The organism is Streptomyces sp. NBC_01571, from assembly GCF_026339875.1.
Taxonomy (GTDB): domain Bacteria; phylum Actinomycetota; class Actinomycetes; order Streptomycetales; family Streptomycetaceae; genus Streptomyces.
This window is the reverse complement of sequence record NZ_JAPEPZ010000001.1, coordinates 2,867,095-2,887,819: the sequence shown is the minus strand read 5'-3', so window position 1 is coordinate 2,887,819 and position 20,725 is coordinate 2,867,095. Positions and strand designations below refer to the sequence as shown.

Sequence of the window (20,725 nt, the reverse complement as noted above, 5' to 3'; positions counted from 1 at the left end):
CATGGAGTGCCGGAACTCGTACTGGAATTGAACGGACGGACCTGGACGCTCGATGCGTCCAGGCCATACACCCTCGGACGTGATCCGCAGGGGGACGTCGTGCTCGACGACGCCAGGGTGTCCTGGCGTCACGCCACGATCAGCTGGAGCGGCCGCAGTTGGGTCATCGAGGATCACGGCAGCACCAACGGCACGTTCGTGCAGGGGCAGCGGATCCATCAGATGGACATCGGGCCCGGTTCGGCCGTGCACCTCGGCAACGCGACCGACGGTCCGCGTCTGGCGCTGTCCGGCGCCGCGGTCCCGGCCGCGCAGCCCCGGCAACAGCCGTACGCCGCGCAGAGCGCGGGGCCCGGCTGGGCCCAGCAGGCACCGCCGCAGCAGCAGGCGCCCGAGCAGGGCCACCAGCCGCCGCGGCAGCCCGCGGCGCATGTGCCGCAGCAGCAGGGATCCGGTGGTGCCGCGGGGGCGCCGCCGGTCTACGGGGACCGCAGCCCGACGACCTTCCACCAGCTGGCCCTCGGCCGGGTGATGCGCATCGGCCGCGCGCTGGAGAACGAGCTGGTCGTCTCCGACCTCCAGGTCTCGCGCAACCACGCCGAGTTCCACGCGACGCCCGACGGCCGCTTCGAGATCCGTGACCTGGGCTCGCACAACGGCACGTACGTCAACGGTATGCCGATCGCCAAGGGCGGCTCGGCGCTGCTCGGCCCGAACGACATCGTCGGCGTCGGCCACTCGACGTTCCGTATCGTCGGCGACCGGCTGGAGGAGTTCGTCGACACCGGCGAGGTGTCCTTCTCGGCCCGTCACCTGACCGTCACGGTCGACGGCGGCAAGCAGATCCTCAAGGACGTCTCCTTCGGCGTGCCCGAGAAGTCGCTGATCGCGGTCATCGGCCCGTCGGGCTCCGGCAAGTCGACGCTCCTGAAGGCGCTCACGGGCTACCGCCCCGCCAACCAGGGTGACGTCCTCTACGACAACCGCAACCTGTACAAGCAGTTCGCCGAGTTGCGTCAGCGCATCGGTCTGGTCCCGCAGGACGACATCCTGCACAAGGAGCTGACCGTCAAGAAGGCCCTCAAGTACGCGGCCAAGCTGCGCTTCCCCGCCGACACCACGGGCGAGGAGCGCGAGGCACGGATAAACGAGGTGCTGCGCGAGCTGAAGCTGGACATCCACAAGGAGAAGAAGGTCACCTCCCTCTCCGGTGGCCAGCGCAAGCGCGTCTCGGTGGCCCTCGAGCTGCTGACCAAGCCGTCGCTGATCTTCCTGGACGAGCCGACCTCCGGCCTCGACCCGGGTATGGACCGTGACGTCATGCAGCTGCTGCGCGGCCTCGCCGACGACGGCCGTACGGTCCTCGTGGTCACGCACTCCGTGGCGGAACTGGCCATCTGCGACAAGCTGCTCGTGATGGCCCCCGGCGGCTCGGTGGCGTACTTCGGGCCGCCCGAGGAGGCGCTGAACTTCTTCGGCTACGAGACCTGGGCCGACGTCTTCTCCGCGTTCGAGAACTACCGCGACTACGACTGGGCGGGCCGCTGGAAGGGCTCGCAGCACTACCAGATGTACGCCGCGGACATCGACGCGGTCGCCCCGCAGTCGGTGAACGTGGCGCCGCAGCAGGCGATGAAGCCGCCGAAGCCGCAGAGCTGGGGCTCCCAGCTGACGACCCTGGTCCGCCGGTACGTCTCGGTGATCGCGTCCGACAAGGGCTTCCTGGCGCTGACGGTGATCCTGCCGGCGGTGCTGGGCTCGGTGAGCCTGCTCATCGACTCGGACAAGACCCTGCTGGTCAACCCGATCGTCACCAAGTCCGGCGTGCACGTCGCGAACGGCACGGCGACGACGGTGCTCCTGATCCTCGCGGTCGGCGCGTGCTTCGCGGGTGCGGCCAACTCCGTCCGTGAGCTGATCAAGGAACGGGTGATCTACGAGCGGGAGCGCGCGACGGGTCTGTCGCGTTCCGCGTATCTGATGTCCAAGGTGATCGTCCTCGGCGTGGTGACGCTGCTGCAGGGTGCCCTGGTCGGTGCCATCGGCTTCGGCAGCCGCACGGTCCCGGACAAGGGCCTGGTCCTGACCAGCCTGCCCAAGGTCGAGCTCACCCTGCCGATCATGGCGCTGGGCTTCGCGTCGATGATGTTCGGCCTGGTCATCTCCTCGCTGGTGAAGACCGCCGAGAAGACGATGCCGCTGCTGGTCATGTTCGCGATCGTCCAGGTCGTGTTCACCGGCTGCCTGTTCATCCTGAACGGCACGATCGGCGTCAACCAGTTCTCGTACCTGATGCCGGCCCGCTGGGCCGTCGCCGCGTCCGGGGCCACGCTGGACTTCAACAACATCTTCCCGAACCAGGACGATCCGACGAGCACGGACCCGCTGTGGAACCACACGGCCGGGGTCTGGGCCGTGGACATGGTCGCCCTGATCGCCCTCGGCGTGATCTGTGGCTTCTTCGTGGCCCGCTTCCTGCGCCGCCACGAGCCCGAGGTCATGCGCAAGTAGTCACGCGGATGTGCGCGAAGGGCGGCACCCCGGTCGGGGTGCCGCCCTTCGGCGTACGGCGGAGAGGTCCGCGCCCTGCCTCAGTACGCGCTGTTCACGTTGTCCATCGAGCCGTACTTGTCGGCCGCGTAGTTGCAGGCGGCGGTGATGTTGGCGACCGGGTCGTAGATGTTCCACGAGGTACCGGCCACGTGGTAGGCCTTGAAGGTCGGGGGGATGACCTGCAGCAGGCCCTTCGACGGTATGCCGTTGATGGCGTTGATGTCCCAGCCGTTGATGGCCTGGGGGTTGCCCGAGGACTCCCGCATGATGTTGCGGTACAGCCCGTGGTACGAGCCGGGGATGTTGTGCTTCTTCATGATGTCGAGCGACTCGTGGATCCAGCCGTCGAGGTTGTTCGTGTACGACTTCGCGGCGACGGTCTCGACGTGGATGCGCTGCACGGAGCGGCTCGCGGCCTGCTCCTTCGTGCGCGCGTCCTGGGCGGCCTTCGCGGCGGCGGTCTTCCTGGCGAGCTCGGCGTTCTTCTTGGCGACGGCCGCGTCGGCGGCCTTCTTCGCCGCGATGCTCTGAGCCTTCAGGCTGGCGCCGGCCATCTGGTCGGTGATGCTGGCCTTCACGTCCTTGATGGGCTGCTGACCGAAGGCGACCGGAGCCTGCGAGACGGCGGCGTCGTTCGTGGTGCGGGTCTGTGCGCCGCTGGGCGCCGCGGTGAACGCCAGGGCCGCTGCACCGAGGGTGGCGATACCGGCGATCGAAAGCTTGTGGACCTTGGTCAGCTTCGGACTATGACCAGGAGTGATGATGTTCTTGGGCATAACTGGAGGACCTCTTCGAATAGCGCGGATGCCGCTCTCGGTCCGGTGGGGACAGTTCGTTTCCGGATCAAACGCCGCGGGTAGGAACCTGCGGCGTTGAGCGACTGGAGCCATTGTTAGCGGCCGCAAAATTGTGTGGCAAAGGTGTGACGTACGACGCCGAGTAGTAGGGCCGTGGGGGGCAAATCGGGACATAGTGGCACGTCTGCCCCGCTCATCGCGGCACCCTTTATCTCCTATGTCCGTTCGTACGTGATGTGCGCCCTATGTGCGGGCTCACATGGCGCCTAGATCGTTCTCACCGTTAGTTGCTGGAGCAACGCCCAGGGTGAGCGTTCTCCTCCGGGAGGATGAGGTGGGCGTCCCCGAACTCGTGCCACAGGTAGAGCCCGCGCACCGCCGCGGCGTACGCGCGCTCGACCGCGGCCCTTCCCGCGACGGCCTCCAGCATCAGCAGATGGGAGGCCTCCGGCTCGTGCAGCCCGGTCAGCAGCCCGTCGACCACCCGCACGCCCCGCCGCGGGGTCACCACGAGATCCGTCCATCCGCGGCGGGCGCGGACCACCCCGTCGGCGCCCGCCGCGGACTCGACGGCACGTACGGCCGTCGTACCGACCGCGACGATCCGCCCGTCCCCCGCCCTCGCCGCGTTGATCAGCCGCGCCGACGCCTCCGGCACCTCGTACCACTCTGTCGACGGCGGCTCGTGGGCCTCGGCCGAGGAGACGCCCGTGTGCAGCCTGATCGGAGCGAACTGCACCCCCCGGCTCACCAGCTCCGTCACCAGACGCGCGGTGAAGGGCCGCGCCGCGCTCGGCATCTCCGCGCTGCCCGCGCCGTCGGCCGACGGCAGCGCGAACACCGTCTGATAGACGGAGAGCGGCTGGTCCCGCTCCGTATAGGAGTACCGAATGGGACGCCCGTGCCGCCGCAGCAGCCCGGGCACGTCCGGACCCGGCACCCTCGCCCACCACAACCGCGCGCCGCCCGCCGTCACCGGCTCCTCCAGCACGAGACGCACGTCACCCGCGAGACACACCTCCGTCCCCGCGGGCCCGCCCGCACGCGGACGCGTGGTGCCCCTCCCGTCGGGATCCCGCAGCTCGACGGCCCACCGCCCGTCATCGCCCCGGGTGGAGAAATGGACCACCACGCGCGCGTGCCCGATCCGTCCGTCGACGGCCGCGGCCGACGTGGGGGAGGTGTTCACGACCAGCAGGTCCCCGGCCCGCAGCTGCCGCGGCAGCTCCGCGAACGTGTGGTGCGACACCTCCCTGCCCCGCGAGACGAGCAGCCGTACGGAGTCCCGGTCCCGCCCGGGCCCGCGCTGCTCGGCCGGCACCCGCGCCGACAACTCCTCGGGGACCCGCGTCACGGTCGTCACCCCTCCTCCAGCAGTGCGGGCGCCGCGTAGCGGCCACTGGCCGGCCGCTCGTCGAGCAGCCTCAGGAAGGCCGGCACCACGCTGTCCGGCGCCGGTCGCGGCCCCCCGTCGTCCGGCACGGCCGCCGCGTACAGGTCCGTGGCCATGTCCCCGGGGTCCACGGCCCAGACCCGCAGGCCCGGCTCCTCCTCGGCGAGCACCGCCGCGAGATGGTCGAGGGCCGCCTTCGACGCCCCGTAACCGCCCCACGTCGGGTACGCCTCGGCCGCCGCGTCCGAGCTGACCGCGACGACCGCGCCCGCCTCGGCGGCCCGCAGCAGCGGCAGGGCCTCCTGGACCAGGCCCAGCGCCGCGACCACGTTGACCTCCAGAGCCCGCCGCAGCCCGCCCGGTGTCAGATCCTCCAGCCGGACCAGCGGCTCGGCGCCGAGCGCGCTCGCGTTGTTCACCAGCAGATCGACGCCCCCGAGCTCACGGGCCGCCGCCACCAGCGCCGCCCGGTGCCCGGCGTCCGTGACGTCCCCGGGCAGGGCCGCCACCCGGGTCCCGTGCACGGACAGCGTCTTCGCCGTCTCCTCCAGAACCCCGGCGGTCCTGGCGTCGAGCACCAGATCCCAGCCGCGCCGCGCCAGGGCCGCGGCGAGCGCCCGCCCCAGCCCCTTCGAAGCCCCCGTGATGATCGCTACCGGCATGACGTCCGTCCCCTCGTCCAGCCCGCCGCTTCCGGCAGGTGTCCTCAACGTAGGAACCGGACCGCTCCCGCCGCCTCGTACGCGGGTCCCGGCGACCGGGGGCCCTTCGGCCTAGGCCCACCGGCCCAGGGACGGCCACCACAGGGCGGATACGCACTGTCACACCCCACGGGTACGTTGGGGGCATGAGCCAAGGTCCCCGGTCCGGTCTGTACGCGGTGAGCTCCGCGCTGCTGGCCATGAGCAGGCACCTGGAGGTGCGCGACGTCCTCAAGACGATCGTCGCCTCGGCCCGCGACCTGCTCGACGCGCAGTACGCCGCGCTCGGGGTCCCCGACGACCACGGCGGCTTCGCCCAGTTCGTGGTCGACGGCGTCAGCGACGCCCAGTGGAAGGCCATCGGCCCGCTCCCGCGCCAGCACGGCATCCTGGCCGCGATGCTGCACGAGGCACGCCCCGAGCGCCTCGCCGACGTGCGCAAGGACCCCCGCTTCGAGGGCTGGCCCGCCGCCCACCCGGACATGTCCGACTTCCTGGGCCTGCCCGTCCGCGACGGTGACGAGACCATCGCGGCCCTGTTCCTCGCCAACAAGAACGGCACCAGGCCCGACGGCGGATGCGGCTTCACCGAGGACGACGAGGAACTCCTCACGATCCTCGCCCAGCACGCGGCGATCGCCCTGACCAACGCCCGCCTGTACGAGCGCAGCCGCGAACTCACCATCGCCGAGGAGCGCTCCCGGCTCGCTCACGAACTGCACGACGCCGTCAGCCAGAAGCTGTTCTCCCTGCGTCTGACCGCGCAGGCCGCCGCCGCCCTCGTCGACCGCGACCCCGCACGCGCCAAGGGCGAACTGCACCAGGTGGCCGCGCTCGCCGCCGAGGCCACCGAGGAACTGCGCGCCGCCGTCATCGAGTTGCGCCCCGCCGCCCTCGACGAGGACGGCCTCGTGGCCACGCTGCGCACCCAGATCCAGGTGCTCGACCGCGCCCACTCCGCGCGGGTGACCTTCACGGGCCGGGGCGTGCGCGCCCTGCCCGCCGCCCAGGAGGAGGCCGTGCTGCGCGTCGCCCAGGAGGCCCTCCACAACGCGCTGCGGCACTCCGGGGCGGCCCGCGTCGACGTCCTCCTGGAGAAGCGCGGACCGGGCGCCGTGCTGCGCGTCCGCGACGACGGCGGCGGCTTCGATCCGACGGCGATACGCACCGCGGGACGCCACCTCGGCCTGGTCTCCATGCGTGACCGGTCGAGCGGGGTCGGCGGCACGCTGACCGTGGAATCGGCGCCCGGAAAGGGCACCACGATCGAGATGGAGGTCCCTGGTGGCTGAAGCAATCAAGGTGCTGCTCGTCGACGACCACCAGGTGGTCCGCCGGGGCCTGCGCACCTTCCTCGAGGTGCAGGACGACATCGAGGTCGTGGGAGAGGCGTCCGACGGCGCCGAAGGAGTCGCCCGCGCCGAGGAGTTGCGGCCCGACGTCGTCCTCATGGACGTCAAGATGCCGGGCATGGACGGCATCGACGCGCTGCGCAAACTCCGCGAACTCGCCAACCCCGCGCGCGTGCTGATCGTCACCAGCTTCACCGAGCAGCGCACGGTCGTCCCGGCCCTGCGCGCCGGCGCGGCGGGATACGTCTACAAGGACGTGGACCCCGACGCCCTCGCCGGCGCCATCCGCTCCGTGCACGCCGGGCACATCCTGCTGCAACCCGAGGTGGCGGGCGTCCTGCTGTCCCAGGAGGAAGCCAACTCGGGGCAGGGCAGGGGAGGTTCGCTGACCGAGCGGGAGCGCGAGGTGCTCGGCCTGATCGCCGACGGCCGTTCCAACCGGGAGATCGCCCGCGCGCTCGTCCTCTCCGAGAAGACCGTCAAGACGCATGTCTCGAACATCCTGATGAAGCTCGACCTCGCCGACCGGACGCAGGCCGCGCTGTGGGCCGTACGCCATGGGGCTGCGGGCTGACCGGGCACGACAATACGAAAGGTTCCGCTCCGGGCTGAGATTCATACCGTCGGGTGTATGTCACCCGGATGGCGCATCCTTCGCGGACCCCGGCCGTTCTCCAGTGCGTGCCGCGGTGATCTGCCGCGGTGATCGCTAGGGAGGGCTCAGAAGTGAAGAACCTGAAGAAGGCCACGGCTGTCGCGATGGTGGCGGGCGGCCTGGTCGCCGCCGGTGCCGGTATGGCTTCCGCGACGGACGGCTCGTGGGCGGGCGGTCAGGCCGCGGGCTCCCCGGGTGTCGTCTCGGGCAACGTCATCCAGGCGCCGATCCACATCCCCGTGAACGCGGTCGGCAACAGCGTGAACGTGATCGGTGTCCTGAACCCGGCCTTCGGCAACCTCGGCCTCAACCACTGAGGTCCGTACCGCACTCGTCATGACCACCGGCCCCTCAGGCACTCCTGGGGGGCCGGTCAGGTGTTGTCGGCCCATCTGTACATCATCCAAATGGCCCGAACGGTCACTTCGGCCCGCATTTCCGTGCCGTGAGGCGGTCTCCCGCGTTGCTCAACGTACGACCCGCGGCCGGGTCGGAACCGCAAACGCAGGAGGAACGTTTCTCATGAACATCGCCAAGAAGGCAGCCATGGCCCTCACCGTCGCCGGTATCGCCGCGGGAGCCTCGGCCGGCGCGGCCGTGGCCGACGCGGGCGCCCAGGGCGCGGCCGCGCAGTCGCCGGGCGTCGCCTCGGGCAACGCCGTCCAGGCGCCGATCCACATCCCCGTCAACGTCGTGGGCGACAGCGTGAACGTGATCGGCCTCCTGAACCCGGCGTTCGGCAACGCCGGCGTGAACGACTGACCCACCCCGTCACGACAGGGCCCCGCGGACCATCCGCGGGGCCCTGCGCCGTCCCCGCCACCGAGCCGCCGCGGCCCGTGCGAACCAGGAAACCCACGCCACCAGACGGTTCGCCCCGACCGCACAGCTCGCACCGAACACTCGCCCACCCCGGACACGGGGACCCGCTGAACGGGACGCTCCCGGCGCAGGCCCGCATTTTCAGCCGGTCCGGCGGTCGAACAGGCCGCCTGCTCCGGGTGCGGGGATTCCCTGAACGTGCCGTTCCTGGCGTAGGCAGGCATTTCCAGCCGGTCCGGCGGCCGAACACCCCGTCCGCTCCAGACGCGGGGACTCGCTCAGGCCGCTTGCTCCGCACGCGGGAACTCGCTGAACGGATCGCTTCCGGCGCAGGCCCGCATACTCAGCCCGTCCGGCGTATGAGGACGAGCCCTTCGGGCGAAGCCGTGACGCGCGGATCAACACCTCACCGGCCCACCCCTCTGCTCACCGCACACCCCGCTCAGCACGCGCCGCTCACCGCACACCCCGCCCAGCACGCACCCCGCCCAGCACGCGCCGCGCCCAGCACGCGCCGCGCCCAGCACGCGCCGCGCCCAGCACGCGCCGCGCTCACCGCACGCCCCGCTCGCGCTCCTCCACGAACGCGTTGTACGCCGCCACCTGCGCCCGCCGGGCCGTCCGTTCCACCGGCCGCAACGCCTCGGTCCGCGCCGCCATCTCCGAGGCGCTCACCGCCCCGCCGTGCCCGTTCTCGTACGCGACGGAGATCAGCAGGCCCACCCGCTGGGCGAGCTCCAACACCCGTACCGCACGCGGCGGATACCCGGGCGCCAGCACCTCGCGACCCCGCTCGGCCCGCGCCCGGTACGCGTCCACCGCCGCCTCCGCGACCGGCCCCGACCCGGCCACGTCCAGCCGCGACAACACGTCCGTCGCCTCACGCAGCGCCTCCGCCAGTTCCCGCTCGGCCTCACCGAGGGACGGCACGTCGGCGGGCGGCGCCTCCCGCACCGGGAGGCAGTGCCAGACGACCTCGACGTGGACGTCACCCGCCGGCCCGGCCTCGTGGACCTCCGGCACGAGCCCCAGCGCGGCGCCGTGGCAGACGACCGCCTCCTCGGCGTCGAGGGCACGCGCGTTGAAGACCGGCGGCCCGCTCAGCCCGAGCGGATGCCCCGGCGCGGGCAGCGCGACCCGCAGCCCGGCGACCCCGAGCGCCCGCAGTCGGCCGAGGGCGAGCGTGAGCCCGACGGGCCCCGCCTCGCCCGGCAGCCCCTCGACCCGGTGCACCGCGTCCTCGCCGACGATGGCGAGTACCGCGTCATCCGGAGATACAAAACCGGCCAAAAGGGCATTTCCCCATGCGGCCAGGCGTCCTGAGCGTGGTTCCGAGAGCATGCCTCCACCCTAAGGACCGGCCGATGGACAGGAGCGCCCGGCCGGTGGCGTAGGTTTTCCCTGGGGGCTGCGTCCACAGACGTAAGCGACGGCCGAGACTGCAATGGGAGACAACGCGCTCATGAGCGATGTACTGGAGCTGGAGGACGTGTCCGTGGTCCGCGAGGGCCGGGCTCTGGTGGACCAGGTCTCCTGGTCGGTCAAGGAAGGGGAACGCTGGGTCATCCTCGGCCCGAACGGCGCCGGCAAGACGACCCTCCTCAACCTCGCCTCCAGCTACCTCTTCCCCAGCCAGGGCACCGCCACCATCCTCGGCGAGACCCTCGGCAAGGTCGACGTCTTCGAGCTGCGCCCGCGGATCGGCGTGGCCGGCATCGCCATGGCCGAAAAGCTCCCCAAGCGCCAGACCGTCCTGCAGACCGTGCTCACCGCCGCCTACGGCATGACCGCGGGCTGGCACGAGGACTACGAGGACATCGACGAGCAGCGCGCCCGCGCCTTCCTCGACCGCCTCGGCATGAGCGACTACCTCGACCGCAGGTTCGGCACCCTCTCCGAGGGCGAGCGCAAGCGCACCCTGATCGCCCGCGCCCTGATGACCGACCCCGAGCTGCTCCTGCTCGACGAGCCCGCCGCCGGCCTCGATCTCGGCGGCCGCGAGGACCTCGTACGCCGTCTCGGCCGCCTCGCCCGCGACCCGATCGCGCCGTCCATGATCATGGTCACGCACCATGTCGAGGAGATCGCCCCGGGCTTCACCCACGTCCTGATGATCCGCCAGGGCAAGGTGCTCGCCGCGGGCCCCCTGGAACTCGAACTCACCTCCCGCAACCTCTCCCGCTGCTTCGGTCTCCCCCTCGTCGTCGAACAGGTCGGCGAGCGCTGGACCGCGCAGGGTCTCCCGATGGCCTGACCCGTACGAAGCAGCCGGCACGAACCGCCCCTTGGGAAGCACCTGCTCCGCGGGACCCGGTACGAGCCCCTTCTCCACCCGATCTGCGCCCTGTCGCCGAACGGACCCGCGGACCTACCATGACCACGTGGACGACATCAACGCATGGGTGTGGTGGCTGGTCGGCGCGGCCGCGCTGGGCATCCCGCTCGTGGTGACCGCGATGCCGGAGTTCGGCATGTTCGCCGCAGGCGCCGCGGCTGCCGCGGTCACGGCCGGCCTCGGCGGCGGTGTCGTCCTCCAGGTGCTCGTCTTCTGCGCCGTCTCCGTCGCGCTCATCGCGGTCGTACGCCCCATCGCGACGCGGCACCGATCCCAACGACCCCAACTCATGTCGGGCGTCGAGGCGTTGAAGGGCAGACAGGCCGTCGTCCTGGAGCGGGTCGACGGTTCGGGCGACGGCCGGATCAAGCTCGCCGGAGAGATCTGGTCGGCACGCGCCCTGGATACCGGACAGGCCTACGAGGTGGGCCAGGAGGTGGACGTCGTGGACATCGAAGGAGCCACGGCGATCGTCATGTGACCTCGCGCGACGCCAACTGAACCGAACGCCCCACGCGGCAGACGACGGTCTGTCAGACTCGTCCAGCAAGATCTTCAACAACCATAAGATCTTTCGGAAACACCGAGGCGGAGAAGGGTACGGGGAGTTATCGATGGCACCCATCATCATCGTCCTGATCATTCTGGTGGTGCTGGTTTTCATCGCCCTGATCAAGACCATCCAGGTCATCCCACAGGCCAGTGCCGCCATCGTCGAACGCTTCGGCCGGTACACACGGACCCTGAACGCAGGCCTGAACATCGTGGTCCCGTTCATCGACTCGATCCGCAACCGCATCGACCTGCGTGAACAGGTCGTGCCCTTCCCGCCGCAGCCGGTGATCACCCAGGACAACCTGGTGGTCAACATCGACACGGTCATCTACTACCAGGTCACCGACGCCCGCGCAGCGACCTACGAGGTCGCCAGCTACATCCAGGCGATCGAACAGCTCACCGTCACCACGCTGCGCAACATCATCGGTGGCATGGACCTGGAGCGGACCCTCACCTCGCGCGAGGAGATCAACGCGGCCCTGCGCGGTGTCCTCGACGAGGCGACCGGCAAGTGGGGCATCCGCGTCAACCGCGTGGAACTCAAGGCGATCGAGCCGCCCACCTCCATCCAGGACTCGATGGAGAAGCAGATGCGCGCCGACCGTGACAAGCGCGCCGCGATCCTCACCGCGGAAGGCATCCGCCAGTCGCAGATCCTCACCGCCGAGGGTGAGAAGCAGTCCGCGATCCTGCGCGCCGAAGGTGAGGCCAAGGCCGCCGCCCTGCGCGCCGAGGGCGAGGCCCAGGCCATCCGCACGGTCTTCGAGTCCATCCACGCCGGCGACGCCGACCAGAAACTCCTCGCCTACCAGTACCTTCAGATGCTCCCCAAGATCGCCGAGGGGGACGCCAACAAGCTCTGGATCGTCCCCAGCGAGATCGGCGACGCCCTCAAGGGACTGAGCGGCGCCATGGGCAACTTCGGCCCCATGGGCGGCGGTTCGGGCAACGGCGGCTCGGAGCGCCGCGAGAAGCCGTCCGTCACCGACTGACGACGACGTACGACGAGGGGGCCCCTCTCCGACCGGAGAGGGGCCCCCTCGTCGTACGACCCCACAGGGCAATACACCTAGGCCGCGGGCTGCACCAGCCACTCCGGCAGGGCGTCGAGGTCGTCGCGGTCCAGTGTCAGCAGCATCGCGTCCGCCGGTGTCGGCTCGAACGGCTGCCTGAGCAGCGGCATCCCCGCCTGCTCCGGCGTACGGGCCGCCTTGCGGTGGTTGTCCTCGGCGCACGACGCGACCGTGTTCAGCCAGGAGTCCTGGCCGCCCTGCGCGCGGGGTACCACGTGGTCGACCGTCGTCGCCCGCCTGCCGCAGTACGCGCAGCGGTGGCGGTCGCGCACGAGGACACCGCGCCTCGACCACGGGGCTTGTCTTCGGAAAGGCACCCTGACGTACCTGCACAGCCTGATCACCCGCGGCACGGGTATGTCGAGGGCGGCGCCGCGCATACGCAGTTCGGGGTGGGCCTGCTCGACGACGGCCTTGTCCTGCAGCACCAGAACGACGGCTCGGTTCAACGTCACCGTCGACAGCGGCTCAAAGCTCGCGTTCAGAACCAGCGTGTCCCGCATCCTGCCCACCTCCCGTATGCACCGGCCCACCCCCTGGCGGGCTTGGATCAACTCTGGCCGGGCACGCCGAGATGGACAACGCAATAAAAATGCCCGCCCCTGATCACTTCCAAGACCAGAGGCGGGCAAACGTTCAGTGAACGTCCGTCTGCGACGCTTTACGCGGGAGCCGCGTACTCGCCCATCAGCTGGGCGCGGGCCAGCGTGTGGAACCGCAGGTTGAATCCGACATAGGCCGGCGAGGCCTCCGCGTCGGGGCCGAGCTTCTCCTGATCCACGGCGTACACCGTGAAGAGGTACCGGTGCGCGGGGTCCCCGGCCGGCGGCGCGGCACCACCGAAGTCCTTGGTCCCGTAGTCGTTGCGCACCTGGACCGCACCTTCCGGCAGGCCCTCGAACTTGCCGCTGCCCGCGCCCGTCACCAGCTCGGTGACGGAGGCCGGGATGTCGAACACCACCCAGTGCCAGAACCCGCTGCCCGTCGGGGCGTCCGGGTCGAAGCACGTCACGGCGAAGCTCTTGGTCCCGGCGGGGAAGCCCTCCCAGCTCAGGTGCGGCGAAGTGTTTCCTGCCGCGTAGACCTGGGCGTCCTTCAGCACCGCACCCGACGCGACGTCCTCACTGGTGACCGTGAAGGCCGGCACGGGCGGATGGAAGTCGTGCGGGAGCGGCGCCCTCTTGAGCTCGGTCACGTCAGTACCTCCTGAACGGCGGAATCTCTCGGTCCGAGCCTAGAACCAGCTGCGCTTGCTGCCGACCTCGGACAGCCACTGGTTCAGGTACGCGGCCCAGTCCGTGCCCTGGAAGTCGTGCAGGCCCACCTGGAAGGAGCGGTACGAGTCGCTGCCCTCGCTGAAGAGGCCCGGCTTCTTGTCCATCTCCAGGATGACGTCCATCTCGCGGTCGTCGGCGACGAAGCTCAGCTCCACCTGGTTCAGCCCGCGGTACTGCGACGGCGGGAAGAACTCGATCTCCTGGTAGAACGGCAGCTTCTGGCGGCTGCCCCGGATGTGGCCGCGCTCCATGTCCGCGTTCTTGAAGCGGAAGCCCAGCTGGATGAAGGCGTTCAGGATGGCCTGCTGCGCGGGGAGCGGGTGCACGTTGATGGGGTCCAGGTCCCCGGAGTCCACGGCGCGCGCGATCTCCAGCTCCGTGGTCACACCGATGTGCATGCCCCGCAGGCTCTGCCCGTCGATCGTGGTGATCGGGGTCTCCCACGGAATGTCGAGCCCGAACGGAACCGCGTGCACGGCACCGGCCTGCAGTTCGAAGGCCCCGCCGAGCCGCAGCTTCGCGAACTCGACGTCCTGCTTGTACTCCTGGTCGTCGTGCCCCTCGACCTCGACCTTGGCCTGGAGCCCCACCGACAGCCCCTCGATGGCCTGGTTCACGGATCCGCCCTGGATCCGCACCTCACCCTGCACGACACCGCCCGGAACGACGTTGACCTCGGTCAGCACCGTCTCGACCGAAGCCCCACCGGCTCCCAGGCTCGCAAGCAGCCGCTTGAACCCCATGTCTCAAACCTCCCCAGGCAACGCCTGTGCTCCGTAGTACTGCGTCTGGATTCCTGATCCCTACAAACGCGATCCGACCGCGGCCGGTTCCGCGTTCTCACCCTTACAAGGGGAACGCTCCTTGACCACCCGTCGGCACCCACCCGTACCCACGTGCCCGTGTCGCTGGACTACGCTCGTACGCCATGATCGCGGCCCCTGACCGTACGCCCCTGACGCGTGAGTTCTTCGACCGCCCCGTACTGGAGGTCGCCCCCGACCTCCTGGGGCGGGTTCTCGTGCGCACCACACCGGACGGTCCGATCGAGCTCCGCCTCACGGAGGTAGAGGCGTACGACGGCCCGGACGACCCCGGCTCCCACGCCTATCGCGGCCGCACGGCCCGCAATGGCGTGATGTTCGGCCCGCCCGGGCATGTCTACGTCTACTTCACCTACGGCATGTGGTTCTGCATGAACCTGGTGTGCGGTCCGGCGGGCAGGCCCAGCGGGGTCCTGCTGAGGGCCGGCGAGGTCGTCGAGGGCGCGGAGCTCGCCCGCAAACGTCGACTCTCGGCCCGAAATGACAAGGAACTGGCCAAAGGGCCCGCCCGTCTGGCGACGGCGCTGGACGTGGACCGGTCCCTCGACGGCGCCGATGCCTGCGCTCCGGAGGGGGGCCCGCTGACCCTGCTGACGGGGACCCCCGTCAGCTCCGACCAGGTACGCAACGGTCCACGAACCGGGGTGTCCGGCGACGGAGGCATCCACCCCTGGCGCTTCTGGGTCGCCAACGACCCCACCGTGAGCCCTTATCGGGCCCATTCGCCCCGCCGCCGCTCAACTTGACTCGCCTCCGGGGGGTCCGTAATGTAGCCCGAGCCGCTTGACCCGGGTACGGCGTTACGCCAGCAGCCGGAAGCGGCCAACCCACTACCTACGACCTCCCCTCAGCGGGGGCGAATTCGGCGTGTCCTCATGTCTGAATTCAAACTCGCGGAGCTCGATTATGAGCTGCGCGGGGAATCGGCTAGCGTAGTGAATGTCGAAAGGCCGCGAGTCGAAAGAACTCAAAGGCCGAAAGGCAAACCCACCGACTGGGAAACAGGCCCGAAAGGATCTGATAGAGTCGGAACCGCTGGAAAGGGAAACGCGAAAGCGAAAACCTGGAAAGCATCGAGGAAATCGGATACGGAAACGGTCTGATAGAGTCGGAAACGCAAGACCGAAGGGAAGCGCCCGGAGGAAAGCCCGAGAGGGTGAGTACAAAGGAAGCGTCCGTTCCTTGAGAACTCAACAGCGTGCCAAAAATCAACGCCAGATATGTTGATACCCCGTCTCCGGCCGATCGGCTGGGACGAGGTTCCTTTGAAAAAGTCCTGCCCCTTCGGGGTAGGCGCACAGCGAGGACGCTGTGAACCGGGAGGATTATTCCTCTTCCTGGTTCCGCTCTCGTGGTGTCGTCCCGATTACGGGAAAACATTCACGGAGAGTTTGATCCTGGCTCAGGACGAACGCTGGCGGCGTGCTTAACACATGCAAGTCGAACGATGAAGCCCTTCGGGGTGGATTAGTGGCGAACGGGTGAGTAACACGTGGGCAATCTGCCCTTCACTCTGGGACAAGCCCTGGAAACGGGGTCTAATACCGGATAATACCTGCCTGGGCATCTGGGTGGGTTGAAAGCTCCGGCGGTGAAGGATGAGCCCGCGGCCTATCAGCTTGTTGGTGAGGTAGTGGCTCACCAAGGCGACGACGGGTAGCCGGCCTGAGAGGGCGACCGGCCACACTGGGACTGAGACACGGCCCAGACTCCTACGGGAGGCAGCAGTGGGGAATATTGCACAATGGGCGAAAGCCTGATGCAGCGACGCCGCGTGAGGGATGACGGCCTTCGGGTTGTAAACCTCTTTCAGCAGGGAAGAAGCGAAAGTGACGGTACCTGCAGAAGAAGCGCCGGCTAACTACGTGCCAGCAGCCGCGGTAATACGTAGGGCGCAAGCGTTGTCCGGAATTATTGGGCGTAAAGAGCTCGTAGGCGGCTTGTCACGTCGGGTGTGAAAGCCCGGGGCTTAACCCCGGGTCTGCATTCGATACGGGCTAGCTAGAGTGTGGTAGGGGAGATCGGAATTCCTGGTGTAGCGGTGAAATGCGCAGATATCAGGAGGAACACCGGTGGCGAAGGCGGATCTCTGGGCCATTACTGACGCTGAGGAGCGAAAGCGTGGGGAGCGAACAGGATTAGATACCCTGGTAGTCCACGCCGTAAACGGTGGGAACTAGGTGTTGGCGACATTCCACGTCGTCGGTGCCGCAGCTAACGCATTAAGTTCCCCGCCTGGGGAGTACGGCCGCAAGGCTAAAACTCAAAGGAATTGACGGGGGCCCGCACAAGCAGCGGAGCATGTGGCTTAATTCGACGCAACGCGAAGAACCTTACCAAGGCTTGACATACGCCGGAAAGCATTAGAGATAGTGCCCCCCTTGTGGTCGGTGTACAGGTGGTGCATGGCTGTCGTCAGCTCGTGTCGTGAGATGTTGGGTTAAGTCCCGCAACGAGCGCAACCCTTGTTCTGTGTTGCCAGCATGCCCTTCGGGGTGATGGGGACTCACAGGAGACTGCCGGGGTCAACTCGGAGGAAGGTGGGGACGACGTCAAGTCATCATGCCCCTTATGTCTTGGGCTGCACACGTGCTACAATGGCAGGTACAATGAGCTGCGAAGCCGTGAGGCGGAGCGAATCTCAAAAAGCCTGTCTCAGTTCGGATTGGGGTCTGCAACTCGACCCCATGAAGTCGGAGTTGCTAGTAATCGCAGATCAGCATTGCTGCGGTGAATACGTTCCCGGGCCTTGTACACACCGCCCGTCACGTCACGAAAGTCGGTAACACCCGAAGCCGGTGGCCCAACCCCTTGTGGGAGGGAGCTGTCGAAGGTGGGACTGGCGATTGGGACGAAGTCGTAACAAGGTAGCCGTACCGGAAGGTGCGGCTGGATCACCTCCTTTCTAAGGAGCACTTCTTACCGATCCCTCCGGGGTGAGGTCAGAGGCCACTACGTCGGCAAATGTTCGACGGTGGTTGCTCATGGGTGGAACGTTGATTATTCGGCACACTTGATCGTCTTCTCCTTCCAGTACTGTCCTTCGGGGCGTGGAACGAATGAGGGAAGCGGGGAGTGTGTCGGGCACGCTGTTGGGTGTCTGAAGGTACGGCCGATTGTTGGCTGCCTTCAGTGCCGGCCCCAGTGAACTTGCCTTCGGGCAGGGTGATGGGTGGTTGGTCGTTGTTTGAGAACTGCACAGTGGACGCGAGCATCTGTGGCCAAGTTTTTAAGGGCGCACGGTGGATGCCTTGGCACCAGGAACCGATGAAGGACGTGGGAGGCCACGATAGTCCCCGGGGAGTCGTCAACCAGGCTTTGATCCGGGGGTTTCCGAATGGGGAAACCCGGCAGTCGTCATGGGCTGTCACCCTTGCCTGAACACATAGGGCAAGTGGAGGGAACGCGGGGAAGTGAAACATCTCAGTACCCGCAGGAAGAGAAAACAACCGTGATTCCGGGAGTAGTGGCGAGCGAAACTGGATGAGGCCAAACCATATGCGTGTGAGACCCGGCAGGGGTTGCGTATGTGGGGTTGTGGGATTTCTCTTTCACGGTCTGCCGGCCGTGAGACGAGTCAGAAACCGTTGATGTAGGCGAAGGACATGCGAAAGGTCCGGCGTAGAGGGTAAGACCCCCGTAGTCGAAACGTCAACGGCTCGTTTGAGAAACACCCAAGTAGCACGGGGCCCGAGAAATCCCGTGTGAATCTGGCGGGACCACCCGCTAAGCCTAAATATTCCCTGGTGACCGATAGCGGATAGTACCGTGAGGGAATGGTGAAAAGTACCGCGGGAGCGGAGTGAAATAGTACCTGAAACCGTGTGCCTACAAGCCGTGGGAGCGTCGGATATGTGCTTGCACATATCTCGTGACTGCGTGCCTTTTGAAGAATGAGCCTGCGAGTTTGCGGTGTGTTGCGAGGTTAACCCGTGTGGGGAAGCCGTAGCGAAAGCGAGTCCGAATAGGGCGATTTAGTAGCGCGCTCAAGACCCGAAGCGGAGTGATCTAGCCATGGGCAGGTTGAAGCGGCTGTAAGAGGTCGTGGAGGACCGAACCCACCAGGGTTGAAAACCTGGGGGATGACCTGTGGTTAGGGGTGAAAGGCCAATCAAACTCCGTGATAGCTGGTTCTCCCCGAAATGCATTTAGGTGCAGCGTCGTGTGTTTCTTGCCGGAGGTAGAGCACTGGATAGGCGATGGGCCCTACCGGGTTACTGACCTTAGCCAAACTCCGAATGCCGGTAAGTGAGAGCGCGGCAGTGAGACTGTGGGGGATAAGCTCCATGGTCGAGAGGGAAACAGCCCAGAGCATCGACTAAGGCCCCTAAGCGTACGCTAAGTGGGAAAGGATGTGGAGTCGCACAGACAACCAGGAGGTTGGCTTAGAAGCAGCCACCCTTGAAAGAGTGCGTAATAGCTCACTGGTCTAGTGATTCCGCGCCGACAATGTAGCGGGGCTCAAGCGTACCGCCGAAGTCGTGTCATTGCAGCAATAGGGCCAACGCCTGCTGTGATGGGTAGGGGAGCGTCGTGTGCCGGGTGAAGCCGCGCCGGAAGGCAGTGGTGGACGGTTCACGAGTGAGAATGCAGGCATGAGTAGCGATACACACGTGAGAAACGTGTGCGCCGATTGACTAAGGGTTCCTGGGTCAAGCTGATCTGCCCAGGGTAAGTCGGGACCTAAGGCGAGGCCGACAGGCGTAGTCGATGGATAACCGGTTGATATTCCGGTACCCGCTGTGAAGCGTCAAACATTGAACCAGGCGATGCTAAGTCCGTGAAGCCGCCCTGGAGCCTTCGGGCAAAGGGGAGTGGTGGAGCCGATGGTCCAGACCTGTAGTAGGTGAGTGATGGGGTGACGCAGGAAGGTAGTCCATCCCGGGCGGTGGTTGTCCCGGGGTAAGGGTGTAGGCCGTGTGATAGGTAAATCCGTCGCACATCAAGGCTGAGACCTGATGCCGAGCCGATTGTGGTGAAGTGGATGATCCTATGCTGTCGAGAAAAGCCTCTAGCGAGTTTCATGGCGGCCCGTACCCTAAACCGACTCAGGTGGTCAGGTAGAGAATACCGAGGCGTTCGGGTGAACTATGGTTAAGGAACTCGGCAAAATGCCCCCGTAACTTCGGGAGAAGGGGGGCCATCACTGGTGATCCGATTTACTCGGTGAGCTGGGGGTGGCCGCAGAGACCAGCGAGAAGCGACTGTTTACTAAAAACACAGGTCCGTGCGAAGCCGTAAGGCGATGTATACGGACTGACGCCTGCCCGGTGCTGGAACGTTAAGGGGACCGGTTAGTCAAACTTCGGTTTGGCGAAGCTGAGAACTTAAGCGCCAGTAAACGGCGGTGGTAACTATAACCATCCTAAGGTAGCGAAATTCCTTGTCGGGTAAGTTCCGACCTGCACGAATGGCGTAACGACTTCTCGACTGTCTCAACCATAGGCCCGGTGAAATTGCACTACGAGTAAAGATGCTCGTTTCGCGCAGCAGGACGGAAAGACCCCGGGACCTTTACTACAGTTTGATATTGGTGTTCGGTTCGGCTTGTGTAGGATAGCTGGGAGACTTTGAAGTCATGGCGCCAGCCATGGTGGAGTCGTCGTTGAAATACCAGTCTGGTCGTGCTGGATGTCTAACCTGGGTCCGTGATCCGGATCAGGGACAGTGTCTGATGGGTAGTTTAACTGGGGCGGTTGCCTCCTAAAGAGTAACGGAGGCGCCCAAAGGTTCCCTCAGCCTGGTTGGTAATCAGGTGTTGAGTGTAAGTGCACAAGGGAGCTTGACTGTGAGACCGACGGGTCGAGCAGGGACGAAAGTCGGGACTAGTGATCCGGCGGTGGCTTGTGGAAGCGCCGTCGCTCAACGGATAAAAGGTACCCCGGGGATAACAGGCTGATCTTCCCCAAGAGTCCATATCGACGGGATGGTTTGGCACCTCGATGTCGGCTCGTCGCATCCTGGGGCTGGAGTCGGTCCCAAGGGTTGGGCTGTTCGCCCATTAAAGCGGTACGCGAGCTGGGTTTAGAACGTCGTGAGACAGTTCGGTCCCTATCCGCTGTGCGCGTAGGAATATTGAGAAGGGCTGTCCCTAGTACGAGAGGACCGGGACGGACGAACCTCTGGTGTGCCAGTTGTCCTGCCAAGGGCATGGCTGGTTGGCTACGTTCGGGAGGGATAACCGCTGAAAGCATCTAAGCGGGAAGCCTGCTTCGAGATGAGTATTCCCACCCCCTTTGAGGGGTTAAGGCTCCCAGTAGACGACTGGGTTGATAGGCCGGATCTGGAAGGCGGGTAACCGCTGGAGGTGACCGGTACTAATAGGCCGAGGGCTTGTCCTCAGTTGCTCGCGTCCACTGTGTAGTTCCCAGACAACGAACGGTTG

At 66.8% G+C, this 20,725-nt stretch carries 16 protein-coding genes and 2 rRNA genes; 11 read left to right on the top strand and 7 right to left on the bottom strand.

The genetic code is table 11. From position 1 onward, the window contains the following. Window positions 1-6: 6 nt before the first annotated feature. Entirely contained in the window at window positions 7-2,511 is a 2,505-nt protein-coding gene (locus tag OHB41_RS12985) for an ABC transporter ATP-binding protein/permease (RefSeq protein ID WP_266698126.1), read from the top strand. Between the two features lie 80 nt (window positions 2,512-2,591). Here the strand turns inward: OHB41_RS12985 and OHB41_RS12980 are convergent, their stop codons facing one another. From OHB41_RS12980 to OHB41_RS12970, 3 genes are all read right to left on the bottom strand, one after another. Next, a complete protein-coding gene (locus tag OHB41_RS12980) occupies window positions 2,592-3,329 on the bottom strand; it encodes a transglycosylase SLT domain-containing protein (RefSeq protein WP_266698125.1) in 738 nt (245 codons plus the stop codon). 304 nt (window positions 3,330-3,633) lie between these two features. After that, entirely contained in the window at window positions 3,634-4,713 is a 1,080-nt protein-coding gene (locus OHB41_RS12975; RefSeq protein WP_266698124.1) for an S-adenosylmethionine:tRNA ribosyltransferase-isomerase, read from the bottom strand. Further along, window positions 4,710-5,405, bottom strand: a complete 696-nt coding sequence (locus OHB41_RS12970) for an SDR family NAD(P)-dependent oxidoreductase (RefSeq protein WP_266698123.1) — start codon at window positions 5,403-5,405, stop codon at window positions 4,710-4,712. The genes OHB41_RS12975 and OHB41_RS12970 overlap by 4 nt, the downstream gene beginning before the upstream one ends. Window positions 5,406-5,590: 185 nt before the next feature. Between OHB41_RS12970 and OHB41_RS12965 the strand changes: the two genes are divergently transcribed. The 4 genes from OHB41_RS12965 to OHB41_RS12950 all read left to right on the top strand — a co-directional run bounded on the left by OHB41_RS12965 (window position 5,591) and on the right by OHB41_RS12950 (window position 8,213). Beyond that, window positions 5,591-6,736 carry a GAF domain-containing sensor histidine kinase gene (locus tag OHB41_RS12965; protein WP_266698122.1) on the top strand — a complete coding sequence of 382 codons (1,146 nt, stop codon included), beginning with the start codon at window positions 5,591-5,593 and terminating at the stop codon, window positions 6,734-6,736. Continuing rightward, window positions 6,729-7,370 (top strand): response regulator, encoded by a 642-nt coding sequence (locus OHB41_RS12960; RefSeq protein ID WP_266698121.1) that lies wholly within the window; start codon window positions 6,729-6,731, stop codon window positions 7,368-7,370. Before OHB41_RS12965 ends, OHB41_RS12960 begins: the two co-directional genes overlap by 8 nt. A 152-nt stretch (window positions 7,371-7,522) precedes the next feature. After that, on the top strand, window positions 7,523-7,768 hold the full coding sequence (locus tag OHB41_RS12955; RefSeq protein ID WP_168527425.1) for a chaplin: 246 nt from the start codon (window positions 7,523-7,525) through the stop codon (window positions 7,766-7,768). Window positions 7,769-7,973: 205 nt separating this feature from the next. Further along, on the top strand, window positions 7,974-8,213 hold the full coding sequence (locus OHB41_RS12950; protein WP_323138371.1) for a chaplin: 240 nt from the start codon (window positions 7,974-7,976) through the stop codon (window positions 8,211-8,213). Window positions 8,214-8,825: 612 nt separating this feature from the next. Here the strand turns inward: OHB41_RS12950 and OHB41_RS12945 are convergent. Beyond that, window positions 8,826-9,614: an Rv1486c family protein gene (locus tag OHB41_RS12945; RefSeq protein ID WP_266698120.1), complete on the bottom strand. Its 789-nt coding sequence runs from the start codon at window positions 9,612-9,614 to the stop codon at window positions 8,826-8,828. 121 nt (window positions 9,615-9,735) lie between these two features. On the opposite strand from OHB41_RS12945, the gene OHB41_RS12940 reads away from it, so the two are divergent. From OHB41_RS12940 to OHB41_RS12930, 3 genes are all read left to right on the top strand, one after another. Beyond that, window positions 9,736-10,527, top strand: a complete 792-nt coding sequence (locus tag OHB41_RS12940; RefSeq protein ID WP_168527423.1) for an ABC transporter ATP-binding protein — start codon at window positions 9,736-9,738, stop codon at window positions 10,525-10,527. Window positions 10,528-10,654: 127 nt separating this feature from the next. Next, window positions 10,655-11,089, top strand: coding sequence for an NfeD family protein (locus OHB41_RS12935; RefSeq protein WP_266698119.1), 435 nt, complete (start codon window positions 10,655-10,657; stop codon window positions 11,087-11,089). A 133-nt stretch (window positions 11,090-11,222) separates the two neighbouring features. Beyond that, window positions 11,223-12,158, top strand: a complete 936-nt coding sequence (locus OHB41_RS12930) for an SPFH domain-containing protein (RefSeq protein ID WP_266698118.1) — start codon at window positions 11,223-11,225, stop codon at window positions 12,156-12,158. A gap of 77 nt (window positions 12,159-12,235) precedes the next feature. Here the strand turns inward: OHB41_RS12930 and OHB41_RS12925 are convergent, their stop codons facing one another. The 3 genes from OHB41_RS12925 to OHB41_RS12915 form a co-directional block, all read right to left on the bottom strand. After that, window positions 12,236-12,742, bottom strand: a complete 507-nt coding sequence (locus OHB41_RS12925; protein ID WP_148007559.1) for an HNH endonuclease — start codon at window positions 12,740-12,742, stop codon at window positions 12,236-12,238. A 158-nt stretch (window positions 12,743-12,900) separates the two neighbouring features. Next, the gene (locus OHB41_RS12920; protein WP_266698112.1) at window positions 12,901-13,434 is read right to left on the bottom strand and encodes a YbhB/YbcL family Raf kinase inhibitor-like protein; all 534 of its coding nucleotides are present in this window, start codon (window positions 13,432-13,434) and stop codon (window positions 12,901-12,903) included. Between the two features lie 39 nt (window positions 13,435-13,473). Further along, window positions 13,474-14,259 (bottom strand): sporulation protein, encoded by a 786-nt coding sequence (locus OHB41_RS12915; RefSeq protein WP_266698111.1) that lies wholly within the window; start codon window positions 14,257-14,259, stop codon window positions 13,474-13,476. A 185-nt stretch (window positions 14,260-14,444) separates the two neighbouring features. Between OHB41_RS12915 and OHB41_RS12910 the strand changes: the two genes are divergently transcribed. The 3 genes from OHB41_RS12910 (at window position 14,445) to OHB41_RS12900 (ending at window position 20,681) form a co-directional block, all read left to right on the top strand. Beyond that, on the top strand, window positions 14,445-15,086 hold the full coding sequence (locus OHB41_RS12910; protein WP_266698109.1) for a DNA-3-methyladenine glycosylase: 642 nt from the start codon (window positions 14,445-14,447) through the stop codon (window positions 15,084-15,086). Between the two features lie 633 nt (window positions 15,087-15,719). Beyond that, window positions 15,720-17,245 (top strand): 16S ribosomal RNA (locus tag OHB41_RS12905). A 314-nt stretch (window positions 17,246-17,559) separates the two neighbouring features. Next, window positions 17,560-20,681 (top strand): 23S ribosomal RNA (locus OHB41_RS12900). Together the 16S and 23S rRNA genes form the textbook arrangement of a ribosomal RNA operon. Window positions 20,682-20,725: the final 44 nt, after the last annotated feature.